We start from the raw sequence: 14,394 nt of genomic DNA on the forward strand, positions 1-14,394 counted from the left end.
GGGTCGCAACCCGGCAAGGGCGGTCACCCGGACCACCGGCCGGCGGACGCGCGCCGCCGCACCGCCCCGGCAGCCGGAGGGTCAGCTCGGCAGCGGACCGTTGGTCGGCGGGGCCGGGGTGGCGGCCACGCTGGCGGCGACCGCGTCCCGGGCGATGACGGCCGGGACCAGGCGACCCGAGCGGTAGCCGATGCCGATGCCGGCGACCAGCACGAAGATCGCCCCGAAGGTCTGCAGGGAGCCGATCAGCGCGCCGCCCAGGCCGAGCAGCGGAGCGGCGATCATCAGCATGATCCCGTCCCCGTAGGCGAACATCCCGGAGCGGCCCACCGACCAGCCGCTGAGGAACCACCCCACGCTGTAACAGGTGGCCCCGAACAGGACCAGGGTTCGCGCGGTGAGGCCGAAGACCGGCGTCTGCTCGGCCAGCCCGGCGAACGGCAGCATCAGCACCATCCCGCCGATGCTCGCCAGCAGCCCGGCGAGGGCGACCCGCCGGCACCGGGTGGCGGCGAGCAGGCCGGTGAGCGCCAGCAGCGCGAGCAGCCCCAGCCAGACGGCGGCCACCCAGCCCACCAGGTAGAGCGGCCGGCCGTCGGCCGGGTACGGGTCGTTGCCCACCCCGCCGTCGCTGGCCATCGCCACCAGGCCGTAGAGGATCGCGTACGCCGGGAGCAGCCAGACCGCCGCGCGGGCGAACCGGCGTACCGACCAGGCCCAGGTGGCGTCGGTGGCCGGGGTGCCCGGCCCCGGCTCGGAGACGAACGGCAGCACCCCGAACCCGCCCCCGGTACGCCGGCTGCCCAGCGGCCCGCCGGGGTCGTGGGCGCCGGGGACCGGCTGGTTGGAGAACAGTTCCTTGGAGAACAGCCGGTTCGCCGGGTCCTTCATGCGTCACCTCGCTCCACCTTCGGGTGGTGTGGGACGCACGCGACGCCCCGGTCCCTGCTCACCACCCGGTCCTCAGACCGATCGTGGCAGGCACCGGGGCGCCGCATGAGGCTTTCTCGCATTTGCCGCCCGAGGCCGGGCGGCGCGCGCTCAGCCCCGCTCGCGCTGGTCCGTGGTGTCGTGGAGCAGGCTCTCCGGGGAGACCGGCTCAGGGGCCGGCAGCCCCTGCGGGGCGTTACCGCCGGTGGCCTGCGCCTCGGCGACGCGTACCTCGTCGTGGATCTCCTGCGCCGCGCTGGCGGCGGCCTGGGCGGCCTCGGCGGCCTCCCGCTCGACCTCGCCGGCGCTCTTGGTGGCCTCCGGCGACGGCACGTCGCCGACCATGTTGGCCAGGCCGCCCAGCGCGCCGCCCATGCCCTCCAGGGCCTTGGTCAGCTCGGTCGGGACGATCCAGACCTTGTTGGCCGAGCCGTTGGCGATCTGCGGCAGGGCCTGCAGGTACTGGTAGGCGAGCACCTTCTGGCTCGGGTTGGCCTGGTGGATCGCGTCGAAGACGGTACGGATCGCCTTGGCCTGACCCTCCGCCTGCAGGATCCGGGCCTGCCGGTCACCGTCGGCGCGCAGCACGGCGGCCTGCTTCTCACCCTCGGCGGTGAGGATCTGCGACTGCTTGTGCCCCTCGGCGTTGAGGATGGCGGCGCGGCGGTCCCGCTCGGCGCGCATCTGCTTCTCCATCGAGTCGCGGATGCTCGGCGGCGGCTCGATCGCCTTGATCTCCACCCGGGTGACCTTGATGCCCCACCGGCCGGTGGTCTCGTCCAGCACGCCGGACAGGTGCCGGTTGATCTCCTCCCGGCTGGTCAGCGCCCGCTCCAGGTCCAGCGAGCCGATCACGTTACGCAGCGTCGTGACGGTGAGCTGCTCGATGGCCTGCAGGAAGTTGGAGATCTCGTAGGTGGCGCGAACCGAGTCGACCACCTTGAAGTAGAGCACCGTGTCGATCGAGACGACCAGGTTGTCCGAGGTGATCACCGGCTGCGGCGGGAAGCTGACCACCTGCTCCCGCATGTCGACCTTGGTCCGCACCGCGTCGATGTAGGGCACCAGCAGGTTGAGCCCCGGGTTCAAGGTGCGCTTGTACTTGCCCAGCCGTTCCACCACGTCCTGCCGCTGCTGCGGGACGATCCGCACCGCCTTGACCAGCGTCACCACGACGATCACCGCGACGGCGATCAACAGGACCGCTGCAAATTCCATACCGCTCACCTTTTCGCTTCGGGCAGTCCGCCCGGGGTGGAAATCTCGTCCTGCCAGACCAGGGCGGTGGCGCCCCGGACCTTTATCACCTGCACCCGCTCACCGGCGGCGTAACTCCGTGTCGCGTCGTACGACCGGGCGCTCCACAACTCACCGTCGATCTTGACCAGCCCGCGCTCGGCGTCCACCGGCTCCAGCACCAGGGCCGTCGCCCCCTCCAACGCCTCGATGCCGAACGGCTGCTCGCCACTTTCCAACGCCGGGAGGGCGTGCTTGCGGATGACCGGCCGGACCACCGCCACGGAGAGCGCGGAGACCACCGCGAAGACGAGCGCCTGGAGCGCGACCGGGGCGCCCAGCGCGGCGGCCCCGGCGGCGGCGAACGCCCCCACCGCGAACATGATCAGGAAGAGCGTCGTCGTGAAGATCTCGGCGACCGCCAGCAGCACACCCAACACGATCCACAACACGGCGTCCACCCCACGATCGTGACACGTCGACGCACGTGTCATCGAACTGTCATGATCGCGTGATGCCGGTGAGCCGCCGGCGCGACGAGGAGGACGATCATGGCCCTGCTGCCCGAGACCGCCCGACGAGTGGACCTGCTGGTCGCGCGGGCCCAGGCCGAGGGACGCGGCCCCTCGCTCGCCCTCGGCGTGGTGCGCGCCGGCGACCTCGCCCACGTCGCGGTCGCCGGCGCGCAACCCCGGCCCGACGCCGACCTGCAGTACCGGATCGGCTCGATCAGCAAGACCATGACCGCCGTGCTGGTGATGCAGCAGCGCGACGCCGGTCGGCTGGCCCTGGACGACCCGCTGGACAAGCACCTCCCGGGCACCCCGGTCGGCGCGCTCACCGTGCGGCAGCTGCTCGGGCACGCCAGCGGCCTGCAGCGCGAGCCCGACGGCCAGTGGTGGGAGCGGACCGAGGGCGCCGACCTGGCCACCCTGCTGGCCGGGCTGACGCCGGAGAAGATCGCCCACCCGCCGCACCACGTGTACCACTACTCCAACCTGGCGTACGGGCTGCTCGGCGGCGTGCTGGAACGGATCACCGGCACGCCCTGGGCGGAGCTGCTCCGCGAGCGGCTCCTCGAACCGCTCGGGATGCGCCGGACGACCTACCACCCGACCGAGCCGTACGCCCGCGGTTACGTGGTCCATCCCTGGCACGAGACGCTGCGGGAGGAGCCGCGTACCGACACCGGGGCGATGGCGCCGGCCGGCCAGCTCTGGTCCACCGTGGCGGACCTGTCCCGCTGGGCGGCGTTCCTGGCCGAGCCGGATCCGGCGCTGCTCGCCCCGGCCACGCTCACCGAGATGTGCGCGCCGGTGGTGATCAGCGACCTGGACTCCTGGACCGGCGGGCACGGCCTCGGCGTGGAGCTCTACCGGGTCGGCGAGCGGGTGTACGTGGGCCACGGCGGCTCGATGCCCGGATACGTCGCCGGCCTCGCGGTGCACCGGCCCAGCCGCACCGCCGTGGTCGACTTCGCCAACTCGTACGGCCTCTGCCGGGGGCACCACATCGTGGGGCTGGCCCGCGAGGTGCTCACCCTGGTGCTCGACGCCGAGCCGGCAGCGCCCACCCCGTGGCGTCCGGCCGAGGCGCCGCCCGCCGAGCTGACCGAGCTGACCGGGCGCTGGTGGTGGATGGGCGGCGAGTACGAGTTCCGCATCGACCCCGCCGGCGAGCTGGTGGGCGGCCCGGTCGGCCGGCCGACACTCCGGTTCACCCCGGAGGGCCCGGACCGCTGGCGGGGCCGCTCCGGCTCCCAGGACGGCGAGGTCCTCAGGGTCATCCGCGACGGCTCCGGCCATCCGATGGCCCTCGACATCGCCACCTTCGTCTTCACCCGCACCCCCGACCAGCAACCCTGACCCCACCCCCCGCCCCATCCCGCCGCGCCGCACCCCCGCGCCGCCGATCTTGCAGTTGCTGCCCGAACAAAGGCCGCAAATCCCCCCAGCTCGGCAACCCAGAGTGCAAGATCGACGGCGCGGGCGGGGGCGGCGCGGGCCCAGGCGGGCGGGACGGGGACGAGCCGGGCGGGAGGGGTGCAGGAGCTACGAACTTGATGACGTGAACGACTCACCCCACGATCCGTCCACGTCAACCCCGTGGCGCCCCGAGGTCCACACCACCCACGACGGCGGAACCGAACCGCGCACCGAGTCCACGACGGGGCCGGGGGCGACCGTGCCCGGCGGAGGGATCAAGCCTGACCGCCCGAAGCCGGGCGCGGTCGCCCCCGGCCCTGAACCGCAACCACTAAGCAGGCTCGGTGACGAAGTCGATCAACCGTTCCATGGCGTTGATCAGCGGCGTCTCCACGTCCGCGAAGCTGTCCACCCGGGACAGGATGTGCCGCCACAGGTCCGCCGGTTCGGCCACTCCGAGGGCCGCGCAGACCCCCTCCTTCCAGGGCCGCCCGGGCGGCACCACCGGCCAGGCCCGGATGCCCAGCGCCCGCGGTTTCACCGCCTGCCACACGTCCACGTACGGGTGCCCGGTGACCAGCACGTGCGGCGAGGTCACCGCCGCCACGATCCGGCTCTCCTTGGAGCCGGGCACCAGGTGGTCGACGAGCACGCCGAGCCGGCGGCCCGGGCCGGGCGCGAAGGCGTCCACCTCGGCGGCGAGGTCGTCGATGCCGTCCAGGGGCTCCACCACCACGCCCTCGATCCGCAGGTCGTCGCCCCAGATCCGCTCGACCAGCGCGGCGTCGTGCACGCCCTCCACCCAGATCCGGCTGGCCTTGGCCACCTGCGCCCGGACGTTGTCGAGTGCGATCGAGCCGGACGCGGTACGCCGGCGGGCGGCGGGCACCGGGGCGCGCGCCGGGCGGCGCAGGGTGACCGGCCGGCCGTCGAGCAGGAACGCGGCGGGCAGCAGCGGGAAGTTGCGCCGCCGGCCGTGCCGGTCCTCCAGCACGACCGCCCCGGCCTCGAAGCCGACCACCGCACCGCAGAACCCGGAGTCGGCGTCCTCGACGACCAGATCCGGCACGGCGTCCACCTCCGGGGTGACCTTCCGCCGCCGCCAGTCGCCCGCCAGCACATCCCCGTCGTATCGCCCCGCCATGTCGATCACGCTAGCCACCGGCCCGGCGCGTCGCCCGGCGACGCGCCGACCAGCCGGCTCACCCCGGGCACAAAAAGGGGCGAAGGGGGCAGTTGAGGGCAGGTCACGCCACCGGTGCGGCAGTCGAGACAGGGGCGGCGGCGAGCACGTACCCTTTTCGGCATGTCCCTCCCCGCAACGGGCGCGGCCACACTGGCTCCGCGCCGGTCGAGCCGGTTCGTTGCCTGGGTGCGCGCCTGGCGCGCCGGCCTGGTGCCCTTCGACGAGGTCGCCGACGAGATCGCCGGCGACGAGGAGCACCTGGTCGCGGACGCCCCCGGCACCTGGACCGACGTCTCCCTGCGGGAGGCACTGCCCAGTCTGGCCAAGCTCTCCCCGGACGAGATCCGGCTGGTGCTGCCCGCACCCGGCGATCCGCGCGGCCTGCCCGGGCCGGGCGAGTTCGCCGGCGCGGCGCTGCTGGCCGGGGAGGCGGTCGTGGCCAGCGGGCTCGGGTTGGTCCCGGAGGTCCGCACCCACACCTCGGGCTCGGGGATGACCTGGGAGACGGTGTTGTGGCGGGTCCATCCGCTGCCGGCCGACGCGCTGAAGGCGTCGCTGGCGGCGCCGGGCGCGGCCGAGGCGGAGGCCGAACTGGCCGCCGCGCTCGCCGAGACGACCGCCGCCCTCACCCGGCTCGACGTGGCGCAGTGGCGGCCGGAGCTGGCCGGGGCCCTCGCGGCGCTGCGCCGCCCGGACGGGGCCACCGACCTGCCACCCGGCTTCGACCCGCGGGCCCGGCGGCTGTTCGCCCGGGCGGCCGTGCTGGACCGGGTGCTCGCCCTGGCCGGGGAGAGCGCGCCGGGCGGCGCGGTGAACACCTACGAGGCGCAGCAGCGGGACGCGGCGCTGCGGCCGCTCACCACCGCCTGCCGGCAGGCCCTGGTGGCCGCCTGCAACGCCCCGCTGCGCCCCTGAGCGCGGCGGACCGCGCCGGGCTCAGACCTCGTCGATCAGGTCGGCCACCGAGGTGACGATCCGCGACGGCCGGTACGGGTAGCGCTCCGCCTCGGCCCGGCTGCTGATCCCGGTGAGCACCAGGATCGTCTCCAACCCCGCCTCCAGGCCGCAGAGGATGTCGGTGTCCATCCGGTCACCGATCATCGCGGTGGTCTCCGAGTGGGCGTCGATGGTGTTCAACGCCGAGCGCATCATCATCGGGTTCGGCTTGCCGACGAAGTACGGCTCCACCCCGGTCGCCTTGGAGATCATCGCGGCGACCGAGCCGGCGGCGGGCAGCGCGCCCTCCACCGACGGGCCGGTGGCGTCCGGGTTGGTGCAGATGAACCGGGCACCGTCGTTGATCAGCCGGATCGCCTTGGTGATCGCCTCGAAGCTGTAGGTGCGGGTCTCCCCCAGCACCACGTAGTCCGGCGCGAAGTCGCTGAGCACGTAACCCACCGCGTGCAGGGCGGTGGTGAGGCCGGCCTCGCCGATCACGTACGCGGTGCCGCCGGGCCGCTGGTCGGCCAGGAACTGGGCGGTGGCCAGGGCGGACGACCAGATCGACTCCTCCGGCACGTCCAGCCCCATCCGGGCCAGCCGGGCCTGGAGGTCCCGCGGGGTGTAGATGGAGTTGTTGGTCAGCACCAGGAAGGGCTTGCCGGAGGCACGCAGCTTCTTGATGAACTCGGGCGCGCCGGGCACCGGCTGGCCCTCGTGCACCAGCACGCCGTCCATGTCGGTGAGCCAGCTCTGCACCGGCTTGCGGTCATGCATGTGTCGTCCCCAGGGGTGTCGGAGGTCGGTCGGACTCAGGGCCGGCGGGCCGGGGGCACGCAGCAGAGCGCCGGGCAGGTGTCCCAGGCGGGCAGCTCGCCGAGCCGGCGGCGCAGCCCCGCGCCGTCCGGGGCGGTGCGCTCCTCGACCAGTTCCCGGACCATCGCCACGAAGCGGGGGTCGGTGCCGGGGGTGGCCGCCCGGACGAAGTCCAGGCCGAGCTGCTTGGCAGTGTCGAGCGCCTCGGTGTCCAGGTCCCAGACCACCTCCAGGTGGTCGGAGACGAACCCGATCGGGCTGACCACCACGCTCGTCACGCCCTGCTCGGCGAGGGCGGTCAGGTGGTCGTTGATGTCCGGCTCCAGCCACGGCACCTGCGGCGGCCCGGATCGGCTCTGCCAGACCAGGTCGTACGGCAGGTCGGGCGCGGCGGCGGCGTGCACCAGCCGGGCGGTCTCCTCGAGCTGGGCGGTGTACCGGCCGCCGTGCGGGCCGGCGGTGGCGGCCGCCGACACCGGGATCGAGTGGGCGGTGAACACCAGCCGGGTGCTGTCCCGCCGGCCCGGGTCGAGCTGCGCCAGCGCCGCCTTCACCGCGTCGGCGTGCGGCTCGACGAAGCCGGGGTGGTCCCAGAACTGGCGCAGCTTCTCGATCAGCGGGGCGTCCGGACCGACCGCGGCACGGGCGGCGGCGATGTCCTCCTGGTACTGGCGGCAGGAGGAGTATCCGCCGTACGCGCTGGTGACGAAGGCGAGCGCCCGCTGGATCCCGTCGTCGCGCATCTGGGCCACGGTGTCCGCGAGCATCGGGTCCCAGTTCCGGTTGCCCCAGTAGACCGGCAGGTCGACGCCGTGCGCGGCGAAGTCCTCCCGGATCGCGGCGAGCAGCTCCCGGCACTGCTGGTTGATCGGGGACACCCCGCCGAAGTGCAGGTAGTGCTCGGCGACCTCGGCGAGCCGCTCGGGCGGCACGCCCCGCCCCCGGGTCACGTTCTGCAGGAAGGGCAGCACGTCCTCGGGCCGCTCCGGGCCGCCGAAGGAGACCAGCACCAACGCGTCGTACGCCATGCTGCCATTCTCCCCCGACGGCCGTGACGGCCCGACGACCACCCCGGGACGGCCCGGTTTCCGGCCGGTCTCAGGCGCCGATCGCGTGGTAGCCGCCGTCGACGTGGACGATCTCGCCCGTGGTGGCCGGGAACCAGTCGGACAGCAGCGCCAGGCAGGCCCGGGCGGCCGGCTCCTGGTCGGTGAGGTTCCAGCCGAGCGGGGCGCGCTCGGCCCAGGCGTCCTCGAACTGCTCGAAGCCGGGGATCGACTTGGCGGCGATGGTGCGCAGCGGGCCGGCGGCGACCAGGTTGCTGCGGATGCCCCGCTTGCCCAGGTGCAGCGCCAGGTAGCGGGAGGCGGACTCCAGCCCGGCCTTGGCCACGCCCATCCAGTCGTACACCGGCCAGGCCTTGGTGGCGTCGAAGGTGAGGCCGACCACCGCGCCGCCCGCGGACATCAGCGGCAGCGCCGCCATCGCCAGGGACTTGTACGAGTACGTGGAGACCTGCAGCGCGGTGGCCACGTCCTCCCACGGCGCGTCGAGGAAGCCGCCGCCGAGGCAGCTCTGCGGGGCGAAGCCGATCGAGTGCACCACCCCGTCCAGCCCGTCGACGTGCTCGCGCACCTTGTCGGCGAGGCCGGCCAGGTGCTCGGCGTTGGTGACGTCCAGCTCGATCACCGGGGCCGGCTCGGGCAGCCGCTTGGCGATCCGCTCGACCAGGGAGAGCCGGCCGTAGCCGGTGAGCACGACCTGGGCGCCGTTTTCCTGCGCGAGCTTCGCCACCGAGAAGGCGATCGAGGCGTCGGTGATGACGCCGGTGACCAGCAGCCGCTTACCGGCCAGGAGTCCGGACATTGCGTTGTTTCCTCCGTACTTTCTCAGTGGCCCATGCCGAGGCCGCCGTCGACCGGGATGACCGCGCCGGAGATGTAGCCGGCGGCGTCCGAGGCGAGCCAGGTGACCACGCCGGCGACCTCCTCCGGCTGGGCGAAGCGGCCGGCCGGGATGGCCTTGCGGTACTCGGTCTGGCGCTCCTCGGGCAGCGCGGCGGTCATGTCGGTCTCGATGAAGCCCGGCGCCACCACGTTCGCGGTGATGTTGCGGCTGCCCAGCTCGCGGGTGATCGAGCGGGCCACCCCGACCAGGCCGGCCTTGCTGGCCGCGTAGTTGACCTGGCCGACGCCGCCGTAGAGGCCGACCACCGAGGAGATGAAGATCATCCGGCCCCACCTGGCCCGCAGCATCTTGGTCGAGGCCCGCTTGGCGCAGCGGAACGCGCCGGTGAGGTTGGTGTCGAGCACCCGGGTGAACTGCTCCTCGGACATCCGCATGAGGAGCGTGTCGTCGGTGATGCCGGCGTTGGCGATCAGCACCTCGACCGGGCCCAGCTCCGCCTCGATGGTGGCGAACGCGGCGTCCACCGACTCGGCGTCGGTGACGTCGCACTTCACGCCGAACAGCCCCTCGGGAGCGTCGCCGCTGCGGTGGGTCACCGCCACCCGGTCACCCTGCTTGGCGAAGGCCTGCGCGATGGCCAGGCCGATGCCCCGGTTTCCGCCGGTCACCAGCACGGTACGGGCCACGGTTCCCCCTCGGTCAGCTGATCTCTCGGTCGGTGGCGAGCCTAGGGGTTACCGAGGGGTAAGCGCTAACCCCGGCGGCCGCTCGGGCGGGTCCGGTCGGCCGGTCGGCCGAGTGCGTGCCACGCGCACATCGGGTGTACGATGATCCCGTTTGCGGGCCGATGATCGCCCGCCGTTCGGACCCCGCCGACCGCAGGAGGTGATCGCTGTGCGAGATAGCGATCCTCCCAGTCGTGGCCGGGCCGACCGTCAGCCCCGCTGAGCCACGACTCAGCCGGCAGCGCTGACCCGCTTCCCGCCCTGCGCAGCGCCCGTCTCCTCGGCCACCCGGCCGGGGCCGACCGTGCTGCGCGGCCCGCCCGGGCCGCCGCGGTGGAGCACCCCGGTCACGACTTCGTGTGCGCACGTCCTGAGCCATCCCCGCGGTCCGGCCCCGTGCCGCCCGGACCGCCGTCGCCACGGAGCAGTCCCATGAGCCGTTACGTCGCCCCGCTGGGTTTCACCCTCGCCGCCGTCTGGGTGGCCGTCCTCTTCGTCCTGGCCGGCGGCGGTCACTGACCGCGCCGGCCGGGACCCGGCCGTCCGCCGGACCCCGGACCCGCCTCAGATCAGCCGGGACGACCAGACCAGGCTCAGCGCACCGGCGCAGAGGGCGAACAGCAGCGCGACGCCCGCGTACCACTGGGTGATCTCTCGCGGTTCCGTCCGGAACCCGATCGAGCTGCCCATGTCCTGGTAGACCTGCTTCAGCTCACTGACCGAGGCCGCCTCGTAGAAGTAGCCCTGGGTGGTCTCCGCGAGCTGCGACAGCGCCATCCGGTCGACCGGCACCCGCTGCAGCTGACCGCCGATGTCGACCTGACCGGAGTCCGTGCCGAACGCGATGGTGGAGACCGGGACGTTGGCCGCCTGTGCCGCCGCGGCCGCCTCCTCCACCGACCGCCCCGCGGTGCGGTAGCCGTCGGAGAGCAGCACGATCCGGGCCGGCGGGATCCCGGCCGCGCCGTCGGCGGGCACCGAACGGATCGCCTCCAGGCAGGTGAACACCGCCTCCCCGGTGGCCGTCGCCTCGGCCAGCACCAGACCGTCGATGGCGGTGGTCACCGCACCCCGGTCCTTGGTCGGCGGCACCAGCACGTTGGCCGACTTCGCGAACGAGACCAGCCCGAGGTTGTAGCTTCCCGGCAGCTCCCCGACGAACTGCTTGGCCGCCTCCTGGGCGGCCTCCAGGCGGTTCGGCGCCACGTCGTCGGCCTGCATGGACAGCGACACGTCGATGGCCAGCATCACCGTGGCCCGCTCCAGCGGCTCCTTGGTGTCCACCGCCGGGCGGGCCAGCGCGGTCGCCAGCACCAGCAGGCAGAGCAGGAACGCGGTGGCCGCCACGTGCCGCCGCCAGCCCAGCCCCTTCGGCGCGAGGGTCCGCAGCAGGTCCACGTTGGTGAACCGCATCGCGTACGCGCGGCGGTGCAGCTGCCGCCAGACGTACGCGGCGGCCAGGGCGAGCACCGGCAGCACGGCCAGCAGCCACCACGGTTGCAGAAAACGGATCATCGCGTCGTCCCTCGGGTACGGGCGTGCCGCTGCGCGGCCACGAATCGCACCATGTCCAGCAGCCAGTCTCGGTCGGTACGCAGTCGCAGGTGGCCCGCGCCGGCGGCGCGCAGCTCGGCGGCGACCGCTCCACGCTGGGCGGCCGCCGCCTCGGCGTACCGTCGGCGCAGGCCGGGATCGGCGGTCTGCACCTCGTGCAGCTCGCCCGTCTCCGGGTCGACCACCGGCAGCACCCCCACGTCCGGCAGCTCCAGCTCGCGCGGGTCGACCACCTCGATCGCCAGCACGTCGTGCCGGACCCGCAGCTTACGGACCGGCCGCCCCCACTGCTGCGGCGGCGCGAGGAAGTCGGAGATCACCACGGCCACGCCGCGTCGGCGGGGCGGCCGGTTCAGCATGTCGACCAGCGCGCCGAGGTCGCTGCGACCGGGCCGGATCTCGGTGCCGGCGATGGCCCGCAACAGGCCCTGCGCCTCCTTGCGCCCGGACCGGGCGGGCAGCCGCACCAGGGTGCCGGGCCCGCTGACCGGGGGCGCGCCGCGCCACCGCCCGGACCGCGCCGGCACCGGCGCCCCGGTGCCGACCACCGCGCCGATCCGGTTGCCGCCCCGGACGGTCAGATGGACCAGGGCCGCGGCGGCGGCCACCACCACGTCCCGCTTGAGCCACTTCCCGGTGCCGAAGTCCAGGCTCGCCGACAGGTCCACCGCCAGCCAGGTCTCCAGCTCCCGGTCGGCCACCGTACGCCGCACGTGCGGCATGGTGGTCCGTGCGGTCACCGGCCAGTCCATCCGGCGTACGTCGTCGCCGGGGCGGTACTCGCGGGACTCCCCCGCCTCGCTGCCCGGCCCGGGCAGCAGCCCGGCGTAGTCGCCCTGGAGCAGCCCGTCCAGCTTGCGGGTGACCAGCAGCTGCAGTCGGGACAGCACGGCGTCGGAGCGGTCGCCGCTGGCCGGCAGCGGGGTGGCTGGGCTCACGGCCGCTGCCCGGGCCAGCCGGCGGCGTTCGGCACGGCCGGTGGCGGCGGCGTGGCCTGCTGCCGGGGCGCGACGGCCGGCAGCGGGATGGTCGACATCACCCGGTGCACGATGTGGTCGGCCGGTACGTCGTCGGCGAGCGCGTCGTAGCTGAGCACCAGCCGGTGGCGCAGGATGTCCGGGGCGATGTCCTGCACGTCCTGCGGGAGCGCGTAGTCCCGGCCGCGCAACAGCGCCAGCGCCCGGGTGGCCCGGACCAGGCCGAGCGAGGCGCGCGGGCTGGCACCGTACTGGATGAGCTGCGCCACGTCGGGCATGCCGTGCTCGGCGGGGGCCCGGGTGGCGAGCACCAGCCGGACCGCGTAGTCGACCAGCGCGTTGTGCACGAAGACCTGGTCGGCCTTGTGCTGGAGGGCGATCAGGTCGGCGGTGTCGAAGACCCGCGCCGGCTCGGGCGCCGCGACGCCCATCCGGTAGACGATCTCCCGCTCCTCGGCGTCGGTGGGATAGCCGACCAGGATCTTCATCAGGAAGCGGTCCCGCTGCGCCTCGGGCAGCGGGTACACGCCCTCCTGCTCGATCGGGTTCTGGGTGGCCATCACCAGGAACGGGTCGGGCACCCGGTGGGTCTCCCCGCCGATGGACACCTGCCGCTCGCTCATCACCTCCAGCAGCGCCGACTGCACCTTGGCCGGGGCCCGGTTGATCTCGTCGGCGAGCAGGAAGTTCACGAACACCGGGCCCAGTTCGACGTCGAACTTCTCGCTGGACTGCCGGTAGATCCGGGTGCCCATGATGTCGGCGGGAACCAGGTCCGGGGTGAACTGCACCCGGGCGAACGACCCGCCGACCACCTTGGCCAGGGTCTCCACGGCGAGGGTCTTGGCCACGCCGGGCACGCCTTCCAGCAGGCAGTGGCCCCGGGCGAGCAGGGCGACGAACATCCGCTCGACCATCCGGTCCTGCCCGACGATCACCCGCTTGATCTCGAACAGCGCCCGCTCCAGCAGGCCGGCGTCCTGCGCCGGGGTGGTGGCGGCCGGGGTCGGCGCGTCCGGCACGGCCTCGGTCGGGGTCGGGGCGTCGGGCGTGGTCGGCTGGGCCACCGGTCCTCCACAGCTTGGTCGTCGTCTCGGTGCGGTGCGTATAAGACTGTCATGCCTTCCTGGGAGGGGAGGCCGGGAGAGGGACGATTTTTGCCGCGCCGTCCCAGCGCACGGAAAACGCTGAACACGGGTGGACAACAGGGGGGCCGGCGTGTGTACGATTCACCCCGTCGCCGGGCGGCTCCCCCCGTGGCCGCCCGGCGCTAAACCTTCCACCGTGCGGCCCTAGACTGGGCCCGGTGACCACTCCCACTCCCGCCGACGAGGCGCCGATCTGCTCGGCGCGGGGGTGTCGCGCCCCTGCCGTCTGGGAGCTGCGCTGGAACAATCCCCGCCTGCACGAGCCCGACCGGCGCAAGAGCTGGCTGGCCTGCGCCGACCACCGCGGGTCGCTCGGCGACTTCCTCGACGCGCGCGGCTTCCTGCGCGAGGTGGTCGCGCTGCCCGGATCGCCTACGCTCGAAGCGTGAGCGAGCGGAGCGAGCGAGCCAGTCAGCTCAGCAGCGCGGCGCCTCGCGCCGCCGTCGAGCGAAGCGAGGCGGCGGCGTGAGCGGGCGGAGCGAGCCCGGCCCGGCCGACGGTGGCGACCTCGCCGGCCGCCCGCCGGCCCCACCCGGTCCGCTGGAGCCCTGGCCGGACACCGTCCGCTGGCAGCCGATCTCCCGTGACCTGATCTGGGTCGAGCTGATCCGGCTGGGCGTGCTGTTCGCCGTCGGGCTGGTGGTGCTCGGCATCGGCTGGGCGATCAGCGGACACTGGCTCTTCGGCGTGGCGCTCGGCGTGACCGTGCTGCTGACCGGCTGGCGGGTGGTCACCATCGTCCGGGCGGTGCACGCCTGGGGGTACGCGGAACGCGAGAACGACCTGCTGGTCCGGCACGGGTTGCTGGTCCGGCGGCTGTCCATCGTGCCGTACTCGCGGATGCAGTTCGTGGACGTCACCGCGGGGCCGCTGGAGCGCGCCTTCGACCTGGCCACCGTGCAGCTGCACACCGCCGCGGCGGCGAGCGACGCCCGGGTACCCGGCCTGCGGCCGGCGGAGGCGTCCCGCCTTCGCGACCGGCTCACCGCGCTCGGCGAGGACCGGGCGGAGGGGCTGTGAGCCACGGCCCGGCGGACGCCGAGCCCGGCA

The 14,394-nt window shown here is 73.8% G+C and carries 15 protein-coding genes; 4 read left to right on the forward strand and 11 right to left on the reverse strand.

Features of this window, described 5'->3' with window-relative positions:
• Positions 1-81: 81 nt before the first annotated feature.
• From EFE23_RS15700 to EFE23_RS15710, 3 genes are all read right to left on the reverse strand, one after another.
• Complete coding sequence (locus EFE23_RS15700; protein WP_123241673.1) at positions 82-891, reverse strand: hypothetical protein; 810 nt, start codon at positions 889-891, stop codon at positions 82-84.
• A 150-nt stretch (positions 892-1,041) separates the two neighbouring features.
• The gene (locus tag EFE23_RS15705) at positions 1,042-2,148 is read right to left on the reverse strand and encodes an SPFH domain-containing protein (protein ID WP_123241674.1); all 1,107 of its coding nucleotides are present in this window, start codon (positions 2,146-2,148) and stop codon (positions 1,042-1,044) included.
• Positions 2,149-2,153: 5 nt separating this feature from the next.
• Positions 2,154-2,627: an NfeD family protein gene (locus EFE23_RS15710; protein ID WP_123241675.1), complete on the reverse strand. Its 474-nt coding sequence runs from the start codon at positions 2,625-2,627 to the stop codon at positions 2,154-2,156.
• 90 nt (positions 2,628-2,717) lie between these two features.
• Between EFE23_RS15710 and EFE23_RS15715 the strand changes: the two genes are divergently transcribed.
• Complete coding sequence (locus tag EFE23_RS15715; RefSeq protein ID WP_123241676.1) at positions 2,718-4,031, forward strand: serine hydrolase domain-containing protein; 1,314 nt, start codon at positions 2,718-2,720, stop codon at positions 4,029-4,031.
• Between the two features lie 391 nt (positions 4,032-4,422).
• Here the strand turns inward: EFE23_RS15715 and EFE23_RS15720 are convergent, their stop codons facing one another.
• Entirely contained in the window at positions 4,423-5,235 is an 813-nt protein-coding gene (locus EFE23_RS15720; protein ID WP_123241690.1) for a DUF3097 domain-containing protein, read from the reverse strand.
• A 162-nt stretch (positions 5,236-5,397) separates the two neighbouring features.
• On the opposite strand from EFE23_RS15720, the gene EFE23_RS15725 reads away from it, so the two are divergent.
• Complete coding sequence (locus tag EFE23_RS15725; RefSeq protein ID WP_123241677.1) at positions 5,398-6,192, forward strand: Rv1486c family protein; 795 nt, start codon at positions 5,398-5,400, stop codon at positions 6,190-6,192.
• A gap of 21 nt (positions 6,193-6,213) precedes the next feature.
• Here the strand turns inward: EFE23_RS15725 and EFE23_RS15730 are convergent, their stop codons facing one another.
• The 7 genes from EFE23_RS15730 to EFE23_RS15760 all read right to left on the reverse strand — a co-directional run bounded on the left by EFE23_RS15730 (position 6,214) and on the right by EFE23_RS15760 (position 13,263).
• The gene (locus EFE23_RS15730) at positions 6,214-7,080 is read right to left on the reverse strand and encodes an HAD-IIA family hydrolase (protein ID WP_199737094.1); all 867 of its coding nucleotides are present in this window, start codon (positions 7,078-7,080) and stop codon (positions 6,214-6,216) included.
• Positions 7,029-8,060, reverse strand: coding sequence for a ferrochelatase (locus EFE23_RS15735; protein ID WP_123241679.1), 1,032 nt, complete (start codon positions 8,058-8,060; stop codon positions 7,029-7,031). Before EFE23_RS15735 ends, EFE23_RS15730 begins: the two co-directional genes overlap by 52 nt.
• A 70-nt stretch (positions 8,061-8,130) precedes the next feature.
• Positions 8,131-8,898: an enoyl-ACP reductase FabI gene (gene fabI, locus EFE23_RS15740; RefSeq protein ID WP_123241680.1), complete on the reverse strand. Its 768-nt coding sequence runs from the start codon at positions 8,896-8,898 to the stop codon at positions 8,131-8,133.
• Positions 8,899-8,921: 23 nt separating this feature from the next.
• Positions 8,922-9,626 (reverse strand): beta-ketoacyl-ACP reductase, encoded by a 705-nt coding sequence (gene fabG / locus EFE23_RS15745; protein ID WP_123241681.1) that lies wholly within the window; start codon positions 9,624-9,626, stop codon positions 8,922-8,924.
• 603 nt (positions 9,627-10,229) lie between these two features.
• Positions 10,230-11,180, reverse strand: coding sequence for a VWA domain-containing protein (locus EFE23_RS15750; protein WP_123241682.1), 951 nt, complete (start codon positions 11,178-11,180; stop codon positions 10,230-10,232).
• A complete protein-coding gene (locus EFE23_RS15755) occupies positions 11,177-12,175 on the reverse strand; it encodes a DUF58 domain-containing protein (protein WP_199737095.1) in 999 nt (332 codons plus the stop codon). The genes EFE23_RS15750 and EFE23_RS15755 overlap by 4 nt, the downstream gene beginning before the upstream one ends.
• Entirely contained in the window at positions 12,154-13,263 is a 1,110-nt protein-coding gene (locus EFE23_RS15760) for an AAA family ATPase (protein WP_123241684.1), read from the reverse strand. The genes EFE23_RS15755 and EFE23_RS15760 overlap by 22 nt, the downstream gene beginning before the upstream one ends.
• A gap of 239 nt (positions 13,264-13,502) precedes the next feature.
• On the opposite strand from EFE23_RS15760, the gene EFE23_RS15765 reads away from it, so the two are divergent.
• On the forward strand, positions 13,503-13,733 hold the full coding sequence (locus EFE23_RS15765) for a hypothetical protein (RefSeq protein ID WP_123241685.1): 231 nt from the start codon (positions 13,503-13,505) through the stop codon (positions 13,731-13,733).
• 76 nt (positions 13,734-13,809) lie between these two features.
• Complete coding sequence (locus tag EFE23_RS15770) at positions 13,810-14,364, forward strand: PH domain-containing protein (RefSeq protein ID WP_123241686.1); 555 nt, start codon at positions 13,810-13,812, stop codon at positions 14,362-14,364.
• Positions 14,365-14,394: the final 30 nt, after the last annotated feature.

The sequence above is a fragment of the Micromonospora solifontis genome, from assembly GCF_003725545.1.
GTDB lineage: Bacteria > Actinomycetota > Actinomycetes > Mycobacteriales > Micromonosporaceae > Micromonospora > Micromonospora solifontis.